Source organism: Sphingobacterium sp. UT-1RO-CII-1, from assembly GCF_026711005.1.
In the GTDB taxonomy this organism is placed as follows: domain Bacteria; phylum Bacteroidota; class Bacteroidia; order Sphingobacteriales; family Sphingobacteriaceae; genus Sphingobacterium.
Map to the genome: position 1 here is coordinate 410,475 of NZ_JAPPVJ010000002.1, position 15,750 is coordinate 426,224.

Consider the following 15,750-nt stretch of genomic DNA (forward strand, 5'->3'; position numbering starts at 1 on the left):
AGCTTGCCTTCAATCCGTTACAAAAGTATAAAACAGTATATAAAAAGATGCATGTTTGAAAACCACAAACAGGGATAACACCAAATCAGCTGGGAAACATCAATCATATTTGTGCCTTTACTGTAGCACTTCTTACAGCAACACCGTTCATTAAATGTATCAACTAACATTAAATATTTTATAAACCATGAAACATTTGTACTTTTTACTTGCCATACTACTCTTTACTGCCTGCTCTAAAGAAGAAACCTATGGGCCTCTAAAGTTAAAAGATGGCCAAGAAGTCGAACTAATAATCAGCCACCACTACCATTCGGTAGGCGACGAACCTTTAGTTATGCCACACCAAACATCTCCCCAACTGTCTCTTTATGACTTTACGGAAAGAGAACCGGGTTATAGCTATCGTGTAAAAGCGAAGATGAGTGCATATAAAGGACCACAAATGCAAGATGGCGGACCGACAGATCATCTTAAATTTATGGAAGTCATCAGTAAAGAAAAATATGAGGGCAACGAGTCTTTCGACATCGAGCTTATTCGCTCTTATATCCCCGGAGGACCACAGATCATGCTTTTTAAAGAAGATGGAAAATACATCTTTCTCGACGACATCCAGCTCACGTATAGTGATGATGAAGTAGAAGCGCAATTAGAAAAAATCTGGAAACATCAAGAAGAGCGAATAGAAAATTCAAAAAAACAAATTGCCACCTATCCAAAATGGAGATCCATACGCGCAACAGTAAGCCATGATCCTGATAATTTTGGCAAAGCATACTTGGTACAAAATGTAAAATTCACAGAAATATAAAAGACCTTATTAAAAGCTGTGCTTCATTAAAAGCTGTGCTTCGCACAGCTTTTAAGCTAAAACAAAGATGACTGATTTGTATATCTCTTAATCTATCCCTTGAACAAATAGTATTAGCTCCTAAAACCAGATAATAAAAATAGTATATTTACACCAAGTTATACAGGTGTAAACCCTATTTCAGCTTGCATCATGAATATGTACGAATTTCTAGTTACCGCTTTCAACAACCCTTTGATCAACATCACGGTTCTTTGTGGGCTGACATTTATGATTGCAGGTTATCTTATGAGTAAATTTCCACCTAAAAACATCAATGCCCTGTACGGATACCGCACCAGTAGCTCTATGAAAAGTCAAGAAAGATGGAATTTCGCACAACGCTATTCGGCACAAGAAATGATAAAATTAGGTGCACTACTTGTTGCGAGTTCCTTCATCGGCTTCTTGACCAACTTTACCCCTACAATAAACATGACGATAGGTCTTAGTTTTCTGGTACTCGTCTCCATAATACTTATATGGCGTGTAGAGATAGCATTAAAACAAAACTTTAACAAGGAGTAAAAGCGAGAATGAAAGAACACCAATACCGTACAACAATCACGTGGACAGGCAATACAGGCTCGGGCACTGACCATTACAATAACTACGAAAGAAGCCACGACATCATCATCAAAAACAAGGCTATTATACAAGGTTCGTCTGATCCGGCTTTTCGTGGGGATAAAAGCCTACACAACCCTGAGGATATGCTTATATCCTCCCTTTCGTCGTGCCACATGCTTTGGTATCTCCATTTTTGTTCGGTTAACAATGTTATCGTAATCAAGTATACCGACACAGCCGAAGGCATAATGCTAGAAGGCAACAACGGAAAAGGGCATTTCACGGAAGTCATATTGCGCCCGACTGTAACCGTGCAACGCGAGGATATGATAGAGCTGGCTATTGCATTACACAAAAAAGCGAGCGAGTATTGTTTTATCGCCAACTCCGTAAATTTCCCTGTTCATCACAAACCGACTGTAAAAACACCATAAAAACTTAAAGTATATACAAAAAGCACTAGCAATTGGCCAAAGCGTGCTGTATTGGAGGTCGTAGAGTCCAAAGAAAGCTATTCGCTTTGTAATAGACTATATATCTGCTGAAAATAGTAAGCTTCATCCATCAGGTTTACTAATGAACGTATTTCCCGCTCACTAAAAAGAAAATTAACCCCCTGATAAGGCGTTCTCAAAACTACCTTTTCACTCCCATCAGGCAATAGCACCCGACATTCATTCCGCATAAGCAATTTTGTAGTTCTCCTGAAAGAAAGAAAATCTGTAAAAGAAAAGTTGAGCATAATATTATTAAAACGAAGATGGACCAAGTTATGCCCCTCCCGGACTCCAATGAATCCAGCTTTACGTTGCGACAATATTTTTAATTTATGACAATGCATGTGGCTACTATGTGATAAAAGCGGGTTCTATATTTTGTGCCTGATTTACCTGCGCACCTTATTAAGCGCAGGTAAACAGGACTTCTTTTTACCGTAAAAGGTACATGAACTTTTGTATCAACAAATGTATAATATTATTTAGAATGAATATAAATAAAGATAAACAAGAAGCGCTTTATGACATTTACATTATATATCTACTTATTAGCAGTTGCTACTTCCTAAAATATAAGAGGAGGCTCTTCACTTGCGCACAGCATTAGTGGACGCTTAGCTCAAACCTAAAACTATGCCTATAACATACCCTATACGCAGATTCTATAACATAAAACTCAACACTATACTAACAAAAAGTTAACAGCGATTGGTTATCTTTGCAGTATGTCAAGACTATATAAGACACCTGTCGTATTAAAAAACTTCACGGACGATTCGGCTAACTACAAGCCCCTTCCAGCACCTACCTTTCCTGCCCCATACCGTTTAAACATTGCTACTATTTTACCAGACTCTGCGGACACATTATCCGAAAATATGAGCTTTCATATGGTTGGTGATACAGGTAGCGTGCGACATTCCAATTTTCAAGCATTAGTGGCCAAATCGCTTGCCGACCAGATTAATAATTCTCCACTCGAAAAAAGGCCCGCTTTTCTATACCACTTGGGTGATATTGTATACAACCACGGAGAGGCTCACGAATATCCCGAGCAATTTTTAAAACCATATAGCCTGTACGATGCGCCCATTTTTGCTATTCCCGGCAACCACGATGCGGATATCAATCCTACAACACCCAAGCCTTATACCAGTCTTGAAGCTTTTATGCAAGTTTTCTGCGCGAGTGAACAAGGTCCGATCCCGTTTGCTCCCGAATCCAGCCGGCACAGCATGGTGCAACCGAATCCCTACTGGACATTAGAAACACCCTTAGCACGTTTTATTGGTCTATATCCAAACATAGTTAAGTTTGGCACTATTGACGAAGAACAGCGCGCATGGTTTATCAAAGAATTACAGTATGCCAAAAGCTTTCGCCACGAGCAGGCACTTATTGTGTGCCTACACCACGCGCCCTACTCTGCCGACTGGAACCACGGTTCCAGCCTCGCTATGATTGAGTTTCTAGAAACAGCTTTCGCAAAAACAGGCATATATCCCGACTTGGTTTGTAGCGGGCATGTGCACAACTATCAGCGCTTTGCCAAACAAAACGCCGATGGGTCAACAACTCCATACCTCGTCGCTGGTGCTGGTGGATATGCTGACCTACATGGCGTCGCTGAACTTAGTGACCCGCGCGTACAACCACTGTCTGCAGTAAATAAAAACACTGCTCAAGTTAGTTTGGAAGCCTATTGCGACCGCAGCTTTGGCTTTCTTCGTCTAGACATCAAAAAAACAAAAAACGACCTTCTGATTGCAGGCACATACTATGCCTTTCCAAGAGTATTTGATCCCGAAGCTAATATGCAACCCAAAGTGTTTGATACATTCGAGATCCCTATCAAACTAAAACACGTCACAACGATTGAATAAATCGTGCAATATCGTCTCTTCATCTACGCTTGAAAATGATTATATACAATGAATGATATTTATGTCTAGAAGGAATTTAATAATTATACTTGAACCGCTGTTCAAAGATTGTTAACAGCATCATGAAGCAAACTTACAAAGAAGCTATCTCTACTAAATGATCCATTTTGAAGACATACATGAAGAGTAAGGCCGCTACATGAACGGCCAAGTATGATGACTTAGCCGCCTAGGTATGCTATTTTGTCTGCTAAGTAAACATACTTAGCCCTCAATGAATAATTCTTTGCTCCATTTTGCAACGTTTGGACGTTTTTGTAATTACACCAACCTACAAACACAGAACAACAAGCCCTTTGTAAAAGACAACAAGCTCCATGTAAATAACATTGACGGCTAAAACAACATACATAGTCTGATTTAGACATTACAACAAGTCCATGTAATTGCAAAATGCGCTATGTATGTTGCGCTAGTGGCTATGAATGTAGCGCAAATGGCCAGATTCTCAGCATTAGCGGCTATTTATACTACCAGAACATAGCTGTATGATGTATATATGAGTAGGTTTTTGCTGCTAGTAACGAAGTCTATCACAGTCGCTGTTCGTTTACTTGACATAGCTTTCTAAGATGTGAGCTTACGTCTAAGGAAGTAAGCTTTAAGCGTGAAATATACAGCGGTTGAACCCAATGAGTATGCTGTTGCACTAAAAACATAAGACATCATGGCTATGTAAGAAGCATTAGCCATCAAATACTTTATGGATTTTATCGCTGTGTGCACAAGAATCTAGTCGCTCTTTCTCCATCTATTAAACCGGTCAACTCAATCTATAGTTACAACGACTTCTAAAAAACACCGTACGAAAAATAAAACCTTAAAAAAAAAGTTATAGCCTAACTTATTTATTAGCTGATGCTTCATTTTTGTAGAACAAAGTGTAACCAAAGCCTGAAATATACAATTCATTTTCAGATTAATCCGCTCATATTAATCAAGAGCATAGAGTTTGTTTCTATCCTCTTCTTTTCTCACTTCCAAAGCTTCCATCTCTCCATTTGGATATACTAGTATATGATGAGGTAAACTTTCTACGAAATATTGGTTTTTCACTCTTTTAATATCTTGATATGCAAGCAAGGTGCGCCAGGGAATATGATCTTTTTCTAACAGCTTACGAAAGGTCGGTAGAGCTCGCTCTTCATCTAAACTTATATAAGTAAATACAATATCCTTTCCCAAGTCATTATAAAGTTGTTTTAATAGTGGAATCTCTTCTCTACACCAAACGCACCACGAAGCTGTAAAAATAATAAAGTTATGCTTGGATCGATCCTGAATAATATCTTCTACAAATGCTGTATCTATTGTGCGCAAAGATAAATTCACAAATTCACCTGTTAAAAAGCGTTCAATTTGACTTCCCCATAGCGTCGTCTTGTGCTTATTCGACAATTCATTGTACACAGCCATAATATCGTCTTTCGATCGGTATTGCCTAAGGTTATTTGCAAGACTGTTAATTAAAAAACGGGAATCAGGGTGCTTTCTCGCTAGCGCAATATAATTGTTCAAAAAATCGTCATAAGATAATTCTGCACCATTATAGTCCATAAACCAACTAAATAGCGGGTCTGCCGCACGCACCGCAATATCAGTTTGTTTATCCTCAATAATCAGATCAAAATCTTCACAATATAAACTATTCACCAGCTCTTGCCCCTCTTTATTAAAATAGGTACCATCTTCAAATACCTTCTGTTCTCTATATCGTCCTTTAATATAGGTATCTCGATTATCTACCCCAATATTGACAACAGCCAGTTGCTCTCCACTATGATCTGTAATAAAGCGTATTTTATGGGATAAATAGCTGGCCGTGTCCGATGAGTTGGGTATGAGTTCCATAGTTTGAAAATCAAAGACCACACTATCTGGGATGGCAACTACCCATGTAAACGGCTTGATTTTCTCGGCTGCAAATAAGAGGTTTCTACCGTTTGTATAATCATGAAGATATAAAGAGTCAAAAGGCGCATTTTCCAAAGTTACGTGCAACTTGTGATGCAAAGGCTCTTGTATAAAACCGAATAACTGACGACTGAAACTTGTAAATAGTATAAGTATAAAAAATAATCGCATAGCCAGATCCTATATTAGTTTTAAATATGAAGATAGTTTATTTAGTTTATGAATAGTACAAAATATTGAAGATAAACCTATAATAAGCGTTCACTAACCTAGTAAACCAAATTTTAGTGAAAAACACCATTAAAATGAAGTAACTTTAGTTATGGATAAAGAATATAGTGCGCCAAACCATCTTAACTACCATATCTACTTAACAGCTGGTCAAGAACCTAAAGCTGCAATTTTACTATTACATGGCATGCAAGAGCACAGTGGGCGGTATCTAGACTTTGCAAAGCACCTAAACCAACAGCGCTATGCAGTTATTACCTATGATCACGTAGGGCATGGACACACAGCGAAAAGTAAAGCGGAAATGGGCTTTTTCCGTAAAAGAAATCCTGACGGACTCCTAATATACGAAGCTAAGCAGATGGCATATTTTATGCAATCGCAATTCCCAGATACACCACTAATTTTGATGGGACACTCTATGGGATCCTTCATAGCGCGCTTATTGCTGCAGCAAACCAGCGGTCTTTTTTCAGGCGCAATCATCATGGGCACAGGTTCTTCAAATCCTGCTGCAATCCTATTTCGCCCAATATTATACGTGGCAAATGCCTTTGCTCCGAAAAAACGTAGCAGGTGGCTAAATAAACTGTTTACCAAAATAAACAACAAGGAGTTTAAAAATGAACACCCAAATGACGGCACCAATTGGTTAAGTGCAAACCCCGCCAATCGTGAAGCCTTTCAAGCTGATGAACTTTGCGGTCTAGACTTTAGCAACAATGCTTTTTATGGCCTTATATCTTTAAATGTTAAAGCTACAAAAACAAACTGGGCTGATAGCTTGCCAAAACAAATGCCTTTATTATTTGTGAGTGGCAGCGAAGATCCTATCGGTAACTTCGGAAAAGGTGTTAAAAAAACTGTCAAAAATCTACAGACGAAAGGTTTTACAAACGTGACTATACAGTTATTTCCACATATGCGCCATGAAATACTGAATGAGATTGACCGACAATCTGTTTATACCAAAATTATAGACTGGTTAGATGATTTAACCACCAATGCATAATATAGACAGCCTATTAATTTATTAAATTAAATTGAAAGGACAGAAGAAAATACCGTTTATTCAACCAGAAAATATTCTCAGAGAAAATATAATTAGAATTATAAACGGAAGAAATGTCTCCTGCATTTAATAAGTTACGTCCCCATATCGTAACTTTAGCATCTAATTTTTTGAGGGGAAATGTATACCTAGCATCCATAAATGTAGTATTCATAGTGCCACTATAGTTTCTTCTATAATAGTTATCAGCCGACAAGATAAACATGCTTTTATAAGGTAATTTTAAGATACCAGTTAGTGCTATTTTTTGGCTGGAAGTCTTAGCATAAGCAGGTTCTATTCCGTTAAGATGGGACCAGGTTTTTCCCCATTCTAAAATAAAATTAATTGGTTTATCGAGAAAAGCAGTATTTATTTTAGCCCCACCATATATATTATCCATTCTATTTTTCTGCACATCACTTTCTGACAACATTGAAGCTAAAAGAATGCTAGAATGTCTTAATGTAGCTCTAACATTACTTCTTATAAAGGCGAAATAATAGTCCGTCTGAAGCTGGTTTCTAATATAATAGCTACTAATATCACTAATATAACGTTCATTTAAAAGCAATTGATCTTTCAAAACAGTAACCCGATTAAGATGTGGGCTGTCCGATATATTAACAATAGAGGAAAAAGTGGACATAAGCTGTTTATCCTGATTAGCATATCTTAATCTTACTGCCACATTTTGTGTTCTAACATGATGTGCCTTATTATTACCTCTTTGTACGTTGAAGTAATCTAAAAAAATATCATTTGGATACAATTGAAAAATTTGGGACACCTGATTAGAAGTTTCGTAATCAAGAGATAATCTAACTATCCTGCTAATGTTGTAATGAAACCAAAACTTCGGTTCTATAAATAAGAAACTCTTACTGTCATCTATAGTTTTAATATCCACAAATTCTCTTTTCACCATCCCTCTAGCTCCTAACTCTCCCTTATGAATATCCCTAGCTATCGAAATAAAGCCTCCTATATATTTATTGTTAACCTGAAATTCCGTTTCTTCATTAGGAGATCTGTTTTGTAAATGACTATTACTAATAAGCCCTAACAGGCCTGTCTCGTACTTTAAGTAATTAGAAACTCCATAAAACTTTAATTGTATGTCAGACGAACCATTAGAATACTTAAAAGTTTGATGACCAGAAAAATAAGAAGGATAATTACTTTCTTCAGTTCCAGAGACAGATTCATTCATGGAAGTCATTTGAAACGGAATATTACTATATTTATAGTTATAAATAAGACTCAATGCATTTTTACTATTCAACTTATAATTATAGTTTAAAAGGTGTGTTGTGGAACTTTCTTTATTTGTATTGGTTTGAAGAATTAGTCTATCCAAGTCCAAACGCTCTAAGTGGTAAAGTCTATCTGCTTTAGAAAACACATAATTGCCATCATATAAAAGCTCAGCTTTATTTTTAAACCCCATCTTTAGAGAAATACTGTTCGTTATACTCTTGTTAAATAATTTGTTATTATTACTGTTACTAAACTCCATATTACTTTCTTCATCGGGAAAACGATACCATATCTTTTCCGAATTGCGAACATTTCTTTTTCCATTGTCGAAAGTAACACTGTATGAAACCCTGTACGTAGGCTTCCAGTTATAATTAATTTGGGCAGCTGTAAGCAAATCATTATTGTCAATATAAACCCTTTCCGGAAGATCAAAATACTCCGGAAGATCAAATGAGAAAGGCAAGTTTTGCCCATTACCATCATCCTCTGAACTTATGTCGGATATTCCCTTTTCCCCTATCGAGTTTTTGTTTAAAAAAAAACCGATCTTCATTTTATCAGCAAGTGAAAACAGAGATGAATTTATACTATATTTCTGCTTATTACCTGCGGACAGTTCTAAGGTGCCCATTGGCTTGGAAAGTCTATTATTCTTTAGATTAACATTTAATATAACCTTGTCTGAAGATCTTAAGTCTTTAAGAACTATACTTTCATCATAGTTCTCAATTGCTTCTATACCTTTAATAAGATCTACCGCAATGTTTTTGGTGAGCATTGTATAATTAGATGAAAAAAAGTCGTCTCCTCCAATTAATATCTTTTCGATGCGCTTCCCCTTAAAAGAAACAACACCTTTATCAGTTACATCAATGCCAGGAAGCTTTGTAAGCAAGTCTTCAAGGTTTCGTTCCGTACTATCAATATAAGAGCTAATGTTATATTTTGTTGTATCCCCTTTTTCTCTAAAACCTGGGGCTCTCTGTTGGACGACAACTTCATCTATGACAGTAGCCTTTGCAAACAAAACAACATCTATATTTACATTCTCTAAAACTTCTCGTTCAATAATTTCATTCTTATAGCCTAAGGCAGAAAAAGTAAGTTTAACCTTCGTGGGAAAAGGATTTGAAGAAAAGTTGAGATGATATTTTCCTTCCGAATTTGTAACAGCATAACCTAAAATAGCTGATGAATCAGATGAAAGTCTTACAATAACCGTCGCCCCTTGAATTACAGTATGATCATCAGTGCGGATTGTTCCTTGAATATAATTTTCCTGACCAAAAACACCTGTTATACAGAACCAAAATAGAAATATTGAAAAAATACACCTGCCAGTCATAGCTTAAGAAAACTAAAAATTACTTCCCTTACTTATTCTCAATATTTTTCAATAGTTTCAGCGAATGTAATTTTTATATCTACATCAGTTGCATTATCCCCGGCTGCCGCAGCCATTCTTGCAATCCTAGCTCTTTTTCTTTCATCTTTCTTTTTATCTTCAGTTTTGACAAAATCAACTTTACTCATGAATTTTTTTCCATCCAAATGATCTAATAGCTCATTCATCGTGGCACTTGCTTCCGCTGAACTTGGAACTTGTGCTTTTGTAAGTATAAAACGAAACTTCCCTTCGCTATCACTTGCCTCAACAATCAAGCCGGCAAGACCATGTAACTTCCAAGGGCCATCTGAAACAGGAATTTCTGGTGTAAACCAGACCTCCCATGTCCTCCCAAAAACATCTGCGTGTGCTTTAATACAAACATAATTACCTATGGTCTTTTGCTCTGAGGTCAAAATCCAATTGATGGGTAAAAGAGGTTCTTCAACCATCCCAAAATCATTACCATCGTAAGATTTTACTCTAGATAGATATTGATTTTTAGAAAAGTCTTTTTTATACAAGGCCCCAACATCATCTTTTCTCATACTCTTTAACTTAGAACGCACTATCCCATCCTCTCCTCCCCCCATTCTCTTCTGTAATACAGAATCTGGAAGATGTTCTCGATAAAGAGATAAACCATCATTTACAAATAATATAGCATCCGCATACAAATCATCTAAATAACGTTCTTCTTTAGGGGTACCATCAAAAGATGTATTCGTAATAGCGCTATAAGAGAAAGTTCCTGTTTGTCCAAACGAATAATTAATAGAAAACAATAACAGGAATACAAAATAACGACACTTCATATTACAATAAATTAAAAGTAAAAAAATACGTAATACCAGAATGGGCAATCAGTTAATAAAATTTATATTTTAATTTTTCTATAGACTTTAACAGCCAGCATCAACCATTGCTCCTGCTGTGGCACAATCTTTAGCAGTAGCAGTTACAGTTTCTCCATTTCCACAGTCAACTGTTAAAGTACATGCTTTCTTTTTAGCTGATTCAGCCGCATTTGATGTGTTTTGTGTTTTTGCAAAAGTTGCAGTTACCATAATTAGCTAAACAGTATAAGAACTGTAGCTCCGAGTTTTTTATCATAATAATAAGATTTTATAAAAAATAGTTACAATGAATGACTGTTCATTCCTAATCAGTATTGTGCATTTATATTTACTAACATAATGATTTATAATTATGTTAGTAAATATTTTTAATTAAAAAAACTTATTTTAAGAATAATAATTGGCTAAAACCACCTATTAAAGACTTTTGTATAGTTTTACAGAAATCTCGTAATTATGTTTTTATTAATAATTGTAACAAGATTCTAAACGTACGATCTCTCACACTAAATATAAAAATTCAACATAAATTATTTTTGTAATACCACAATGAATTGAGTAATATTATAATTGTTAATGAAGCTATCATTAAATAAATAACCAGTATAAGAATTGCACAGTTGCACTTCTATATTTTTCTTTAATAGATAAATTATTATGTATGTTATATGTTATAAACAAAACTTAAATGATATGAAAAACACATTCGTATATTATTTATGGGCAATAATAATACCGGCTATTATACTCTTTATCGTATCATTAAGTAAAAACTCCTTACTGTTTACTTTAGCGTTAGCGCTATTTGTATTGTACAGGTACATTATTGACACAAAAAGATTAGCAGACTTAGGCATTGTTAAAAAAGGAAGTAAGGAATACTATTACCCCTTGAAATCGATAGTTTACTTTAAAGAGCTGTATACTGGGAAATAAAAAAAAACTTTTAAAGCCCCTCCGATTGATTTAATATGAATAGAGTAGTAAAGGTATAACCGAGCTAATCTAATTCTTTAATAAGGATATTTCTAAAAGTTATAACATCATGATGATCTTGCAGCATAATATAACCTTTATCAATTTGTCCATATTGTGGAAAGTGTTTAAACTTTGTTTCATTGACCCGATCTTTAAATTCAGAGCTTTTCCTATCAAAGACTAAAACTTTTTCCCCATTAAGCCAGTGCTCAACCATACCGTCTTTAGAAATAATCATGCCTGTGCACCACTGCCCGTGCCCCCAAAACTTTTTATCCGTAGCTGGCTCATACAATAAATAAGCAGCGGCAGTCAATCCATTTGCAACTTTATCCTGTGCTGGTCCTGGATAATTATAATCATCAATCAGCTGGTACTCGATTCCCACAATACTTTTTTTATTGCTGTCATTACTTTTTAAATAATCTACAAAATATTTAACTCCAGAATTGGAAGCAGAATCCAACATAAAATCAAATTTGAGCGCAAAATTACCATACATCTGTTTTGTAACTAAATCTCCCCCTGCAGAAGCTAAAATCAGATTTTCACCTTCTATGCGCCACCCCTCTTTAGGAACATCATGTTCTTTGGCTGTCTGCCACTTATCAAGATTTTTACCGTCAAATAAAACCTTCCATCCCGACTGTTTAAACACCTCATTATAATTTATTTGAGCATAGGTTGTATTACCATAAAAAGCAAACAGTAAGAAAATAAAAAAATATAATGAGTAATTCTTCATGGCGGGTTATATTAACGAATTATATAAATAGATTAATAACAATAAGGCTATTAAGAAGAAAAGCATTTTCTTCCAATGCCCAAAATTAACAGTCCAGCCCAAATTGTTTTGCTTTCTAACAAAAAAAAGTGGATCATCAGGATTATAATAGAATACACCAAAATAAAAATTACTTTTCATAACAGTAGAGATTTAAACAGTTCGCACTCTAATATACTAATTACAAACACAATAAAACAAAAAAAAGATGAAGTGCCGCTTTGATAAGCAAAATCAAAATCGATTATTAAAAGTTATCCAAAACTGATAATAAAACTAGAAACTCAGGATAATGAGAACTCAATGTTGTTTTCAATTTTTTTGATACTTCATACTTATTATTTCTCACTGTTTTCTCCGATACATTGAGCAACTTGGCGATCTCGTGATTATCTAAACCTTCTTTCTTGCTCAATCTATAGCAATTTTGCATAGTTTCAGGCATAGTGGAAATAATATCAGCAATCTTTCCCTCCAATTCCTTGGCTATTACCATAGTCTCAGAATCCCATTCTAAATGTTCAACCAAATTAGCTAGCAACTGTTCATTCCGAACACGGATACTATGTTTACGATAAGCAGAAATAACTTTATTACGAATAATGGCGTAAAGCCAACTTTCAAAATGTTCTAGTTGCTTTAGCTTTCTACGATTATCCCACAAATATATAAAGACCTCTTGTGTCACATCTCGTGCTTCTTCCGCATCAGGTACTCTACGTTTTACCGAAATAAAAACAGCTTCCTTATATCTTGCATATAATTCTTTAAAAGCTTCAGCATTATCATCGCTCATTAGTTCAAATAGCTCCGATATTTTTAGACATTTTTTATTCATTATTTAGGATAAAGGTAGCTATTAGTTAGTAGCTTAATGTTAATATAATATTATATTATTAACGTCATTATAATGTAAAAAAGACAATACAAGCAAGGTTACAGCAACTTACATATCTTCCCATCAAACACAATAACACGTTATTAAAACTAAACTTCGCTGTCAAACTTATACCATCTACAATAAGTATCATCTGCCCGCTTTTAGAATCTGAGTTTGGTAAATCACCGGATAATCTAAACTACTAGAATCAAGCACAAAAATTTGGTACTTTTCTCCTTCTGGATATACACGCAAAACAATATGTCCCTTATGTATGTTTTCTGCCAATTTCCCAAGACGTTCAACGTTCCCCGCCACCATTCCCGTTGCAAAAATGAGACGTTCTCCAGGAAAAATTTCTTGATCAAGTATTCTCGACAATATCTCGGGTTGAGGATGAAAGAAATCCCAAACAGGATTAACAAATACACGAGGTTGCAATGAAGCCAAATAATTTCTGTTATGGCTATCCGAGTAACCATGATGATTCATTAAAGCAACATCGACTAAACCAACAATATTTCCTACCGGAGTTTCTACATCTCTATTATAAGGAGCTTCAGCCCAAGTTAAACCAGTAATATCAGCTCCTGCAAAATATCGGAATTTCCCATACTGAACCAATAATGTGGAGCTTACCATATTTTCGTCGGGATAATCATTTTCATTTATTGTGTGAAGCTCAGGAAACAAATTACGGACTTTTGTCCCTTTCCCAGTCCATATCTTTCCACTTCCAGAAATATTTCGTATCTCAAAATGACGATATCTATTGGGTTGATTCAATAACTTAAACTGCTTTCTACCAGGATGAAACGCAGAGACTTTCGTTCCATTACTCGCAACACGTTTTACTGCATCAATATAATTATCCAAGTTTGGCCGAGCCTTAGCAATATGAACGCGCGAAGGATAATCGTATGAAGGCCAGCTACGATCAACAAGTCTACTGATCTTCATGCTCTCAGAAACTCGCTCGAAAGCTCCATCATGGTCATCGTGATGATGGGTCAGAAACATATAATCGACTTCATTTTTTTTACCGAGAGAAGCCGTAAAATGATTAATATAACGAATTATCCACTCGTCGACAGTTTTACTTTTATTAGGTAATAAAGGCATAATAGGATAGCTAAAATTACTTGTATCTCCCAGGTCACCTACATCCACTACCATAGTAGTAGCATCTGGCAATATCCATAATGCGGCATTCCCCCTCCCTGTTGCTATCTGATGAATATCTAAATACCCAGGTTGCCAATCTGGTAATTTATTCTTTTTTAAATCACTTTGGCCAAATAAATGAAATTGTCCAAAAAACACAAATAATATATATAAACCCAGCTTTGTAGATATTTTCTTCATTTTATTTTAAATAATAATTATATCACTTATTTCTTAACTCTCTGGAGCGCTGCCTCTTTACTATTATATCTGTCAAATTATAGTACAATTCGACATCCTTTTTATCACCATTCCAAAGTATATTCATACCATCGCTGCCTACGTAATAGGCAATATCAGTCTGTTTAAAGACATCATTCCGCTTGAATCCATCAATGTAAGCAAACAAACGTGCCCGCATAGCATCGTTTTCAACAATACGCTCGTCAAACTCCATTTCAAGGGACATGTTGTATTGTTTAGCAATAAAACATGTTTCATCGATTCGAGAATCAGGAATATTTGTATCAAAAAAATGATTCGGTTGCAGATAAGCACGATCGAATCCCAGTGTTTCCCAAGTATCATATCCATCTGATTTAAAATAGGGAATCCAATAAAAAGAGTATTGGTGTCCACGTTTCAGATATTCAGAGATATTTTTCACAAATGTCCGAGTGTTTGTAGCCTCCTCTGCTAACCAATAAAATCCTTCCAGTTCAATATTAGATAATTGCTCTTTCTTAAAACGCTCGACAATGCGATCTATGAACCACTCCGAAGCTTTTATACGATCTTCATCTTTAGAAAAATCAAGAGCAACCCCATTAATACTACCCCAATCCTTCTGTTGGGAAATGGGCTCAGGTAAAGACATCACAATCTTCCTTTTGAAAGGCAGCTTTCCACATATTTTTTTGGCGTTCTCGATACATTGATCAAGGGCATTAAGCCCCATCTCTTTTTCAAAATAATGATCTAACAGTTTCAGCCAATCTTCTTTCTTTGCAGAAAAAGGACGATAGCCCGAAGCAAAACCTACACGATCACTATCAAAAATCTCTAAAAAAAGAAAACCGTCAAACAGCCAATCTCCTTTTTCATCGTTCTTATGCTGCGCATAAACATAGGGGCGAAAACGTTCTTCATCCCATCGATCACGATGAGCTCCACCATCATAAATCAATACCATATCTGAGATATTATGAGGAGCGGCATACGATCCGATAGCTGTTAGTGGAGCCGATCGCTTACTAGCACAGGAATAAAAGGTAAACGATAGGGCAATAAGCAGTAATAATCTTATCATAATTTTATTTTCAATTTATATAAAATATTTTACTCATTGGGGCAGAACAGGAAAAACAATATTATGTGC

General features: G+C 35.6%; 16 protein-coding genes. 6 read left to right on the forward strand and 10 right to left on the reverse strand.

Annotated features, from left to right (window positions below):
- Positions 1-187: 187 nt before the first annotated feature.
- The 3 genes from ORI89_RS05680 to ORI89_RS05690 all read left to right on the forward strand — a co-directional run bounded on the left by ORI89_RS05680 (position 188) and on the right by ORI89_RS05690 (position 1,857).
- Positions 188-814 (forward strand): hypothetical protein, encoded by a 627-nt coding sequence (locus tag ORI89_RS05680; RefSeq protein ID WP_268229472.1) that lies wholly within the window; start codon positions 188-190, stop codon positions 812-814.
- Positions 815-1,006: 192 nt separating this feature from the next.
- Complete coding sequence (locus tag ORI89_RS05685) at positions 1,007-1,381, forward strand: SdpI family protein (RefSeq protein WP_268229473.1); 375 nt, start codon at positions 1,007-1,009, stop codon at positions 1,379-1,381.
- 8 nt (positions 1,382-1,389) lie between these two features.
- The gene (locus ORI89_RS05690; RefSeq protein ID WP_268229474.1) at positions 1,390-1,857 is read left to right on the forward strand and encodes an OsmC family protein; all 468 of its coding nucleotides are present in this window, start codon (positions 1,390-1,392) and stop codon (positions 1,855-1,857) included.
- Between the two features lie 77 nt (positions 1,858-1,934).
- Here the strand turns inward: ORI89_RS05690 and ORI89_RS05695 are convergent, their stop codons facing one another.
- A complete protein-coding gene (locus ORI89_RS05695; RefSeq protein ID WP_268229475.1) occupies positions 1,935-2,264 on the reverse strand; it encodes a DUF6686 family protein in 330 nt (109 codons plus the stop codon).
- Between the two features lie 381 nt (positions 2,265-2,645).
- On the opposite strand from ORI89_RS05695, the gene ORI89_RS05700 reads away from it, so the two are divergent.
- Entirely contained in the window at positions 2,646-3,803 is a 1,158-nt protein-coding gene (locus tag ORI89_RS05700) for a metallophosphoesterase family protein (RefSeq protein ID WP_268229476.1), read from the forward strand.
- 993 nt (positions 3,804-4,796) lie between these two features.
- Here ORI89_RS05700 and ORI89_RS05705 read toward each other — a convergent pair.
- Positions 4,797-5,948 carry a TlpA family protein disulfide reductase gene (locus tag ORI89_RS05705; RefSeq protein WP_268229477.1) on the reverse strand — a complete coding sequence of 384 codons (1,152 nt, stop codon included), beginning with the start codon at positions 5,946-5,948 and terminating at the stop codon, positions 4,797-4,799.
- A 151-nt stretch (positions 5,949-6,099) separates the two neighbouring features.
- Here ORI89_RS05705 and ORI89_RS05710 point away from each other — a divergent pair, with 151 nt between their 5' ends.
- Positions 6,100-7,020: an alpha/beta fold hydrolase gene (locus ORI89_RS05710; RefSeq protein ID WP_268229478.1), complete on the forward strand. Its 921-nt coding sequence runs from the start codon at positions 6,100-6,102 to the stop codon at positions 7,018-7,020.
- 13 nt (positions 7,021-7,033) lie between these two features.
- On the opposite strand, the gene ORI89_RS05715 is transcribed toward ORI89_RS05710, so the two are convergent.
- The 3 genes from ORI89_RS05715 to ORI89_RS05725 all read right to left on the reverse strand — a co-directional run bounded on the left by ORI89_RS05715 (position 7,034) and on the right by ORI89_RS05725 (position 10,776).
- Positions 7,034-9,667 (reverse strand): carboxypeptidase-like regulatory domain-containing protein, encoded by a 2,634-nt coding sequence (locus tag ORI89_RS05715; RefSeq protein WP_268229479.1) that lies wholly within the window; start codon positions 9,665-9,667, stop codon positions 7,034-7,036.
- Positions 9,668-9,705: 38 nt separating this feature from the next.
- The gene (locus tag ORI89_RS05720) at positions 9,706-10,524 is read right to left on the reverse strand and encodes a GLPGLI family protein (RefSeq protein WP_268229480.1); all 819 of its coding nucleotides are present in this window, start codon (positions 10,522-10,524) and stop codon (positions 9,706-9,708) included.
- Positions 10,525-10,611: 87 nt separating this feature from the next.
- Positions 10,612-10,776, reverse strand: coding sequence for a hypothetical protein (locus ORI89_RS05725; protein WP_268229481.1), 165 nt, complete (start codon positions 10,774-10,776; stop codon positions 10,612-10,614).
- Positions 10,777-11,259: 483 nt separating this feature from the next.
- On the opposite strand from ORI89_RS05725, the gene ORI89_RS05730 reads away from it, so the two are divergent.
- The gene (locus tag ORI89_RS05730) at positions 11,260-11,502 is read left to right on the forward strand and encodes a hypothetical protein (RefSeq protein ID WP_268229482.1); all 243 of its coding nucleotides are present in this window, start codon (positions 11,260-11,262) and stop codon (positions 11,500-11,502) included.
- Between the two features lie 64 nt (positions 11,503-11,566).
- On the opposite strand, the gene ORI89_RS05735 is transcribed toward ORI89_RS05730, so the two are convergent.
- The 5 genes from ORI89_RS05735 to ORI89_RS05755 all read right to left on the reverse strand — a co-directional run bounded on the left by ORI89_RS05735 (position 11,567) and on the right by ORI89_RS05755 (position 15,681).
- Entirely contained in the window at positions 11,567-12,289 is a 723-nt protein-coding gene (locus ORI89_RS05735; protein ID WP_268229483.1) for a 3-keto-disaccharide hydrolase, read from the reverse strand.
- A gap of 6 nt (positions 12,290-12,295) precedes the next feature.
- Complete coding sequence (locus ORI89_RS05740; protein ID WP_268229484.1) at positions 12,296-12,469, reverse strand: DUF5808 domain-containing protein; 174 nt, start codon at positions 12,467-12,469, stop codon at positions 12,296-12,298.
- A gap of 106 nt (positions 12,470-12,575) precedes the next feature.
- Entirely contained in the window at positions 12,576-13,166 is a 591-nt protein-coding gene (locus tag ORI89_RS05745) for an RNA polymerase sigma factor (RefSeq protein WP_268229485.1), read from the reverse strand.
- Between the two features lie 189 nt (positions 13,167-13,355).
- A complete protein-coding gene (locus ORI89_RS05750) occupies positions 13,356-14,573 on the reverse strand; it encodes a ComEC/Rec2 family competence protein (RefSeq protein WP_268229486.1) in 1,218 nt (405 codons plus the stop codon).
- A 22-nt stretch (positions 14,574-14,595) separates the two neighbouring features.
- Positions 14,596-15,681: a DUF4855 domain-containing protein gene (locus tag ORI89_RS05755; RefSeq protein WP_268229487.1), complete on the reverse strand. Its 1,086-nt coding sequence runs from the start codon at positions 15,679-15,681 to the stop codon at positions 14,596-14,598.
- Between the last annotated feature and the right edge of the window lie 69 nt (positions 15,682-15,750).

Coding starts and splice junctions, on each gene's coding strand:
- ORI89_RS05680 (WP_268229472.1), top strand. CDS start 188: ATGAAACATTTGTACTTTTTACTTGCCATACTACTCTTTACTGCCTGC.
- ORI89_RS05685 (WP_268229473.1), top strand. CDS start 1,007: ATGAATATGTACGAATTTCTAGTTACCGCTTTCAACAACCCTTTGATC.
- ORI89_RS05690 (WP_268229474.1), top strand. CDS start 1,390: ATGAAAGAACACCAATACCGTACAACAATCACGTGGACAGGCAATACA.
- ORI89_RS05695 (WP_268229475.1), bottom strand. CDS start 2,264: ATGCATTGTCATAAATTAAAAATATTGTCGCAACGTAAAGCTGGATTC.
- ORI89_RS05700 (WP_268229476.1), top strand. CDS start 2,646: ATGTCAAGACTATATAAGACACCTGTCGTATTAAAAAACTTCACGGAC.
- ORI89_RS05705 (WP_268229477.1), bottom strand. CDS start 5,948: ATGCGATTATTTTTTATACTTATACTATTTACAAGTTTCAGTCGTCAG.
- ORI89_RS05710 (WP_268229478.1), top strand. CDS start 6,100: ATGGATAAAGAATATAGTGCGCCAAACCATCTTAACTACCATATCTAC.
- ORI89_RS05715 (WP_268229479.1), bottom strand. CDS start 9,667: ATGACTGGCAGGTGTATTTTTTCAATATTTCTATTTTGGTTCTGTATA.
- ORI89_RS05720 (WP_268229480.1), bottom strand. CDS start 10,524: ATGAAGTGTCGTTATTTTGTATTCCTGTTATTGTTTTCTATTAATTAT.
- ORI89_RS05725 (WP_268229481.1), bottom strand. CDS start 10,776: ATGGTAACTGCAACTTTTGCAAAAACACAAAACACATCAAATGCGGCT.
- ORI89_RS05730 (WP_268229482.1), top strand. CDS start 11,260: ATGAAAAACACATTCGTATATTATTTATGGGCAATAATAATACCGGCT.
- ORI89_RS05735 (WP_268229483.1), bottom strand. CDS start 12,289: ATGAAGAATTACTCATTATATTTTTTTATTTTCTTACTGTTTGCTTTT.
- ORI89_RS05740 (WP_268229484.1), bottom strand. CDS start 12,469: ATGAAAAGTAATTTTTATTTTGGTGTATTCTATTATAATCCTGATGAT.
- ORI89_RS05745 (WP_268229485.1), bottom strand. CDS start 13,166: ATGAATAAAAAATGTCTAAAAATATCGGAGCTATTTGAACTAATGAGC.
- ORI89_RS05750 (WP_268229486.1), bottom strand. CDS start 14,573: ATGAAGAAAATATCTACAAAGCTGGGTTTATATATATTATTTGTGTTT.
- ORI89_RS05755 (WP_268229487.1), bottom strand. CDS start 15,681: ATGATAAGATTATTACTGCTTATTGCCCTATCGTTTACCTTTTATTCC.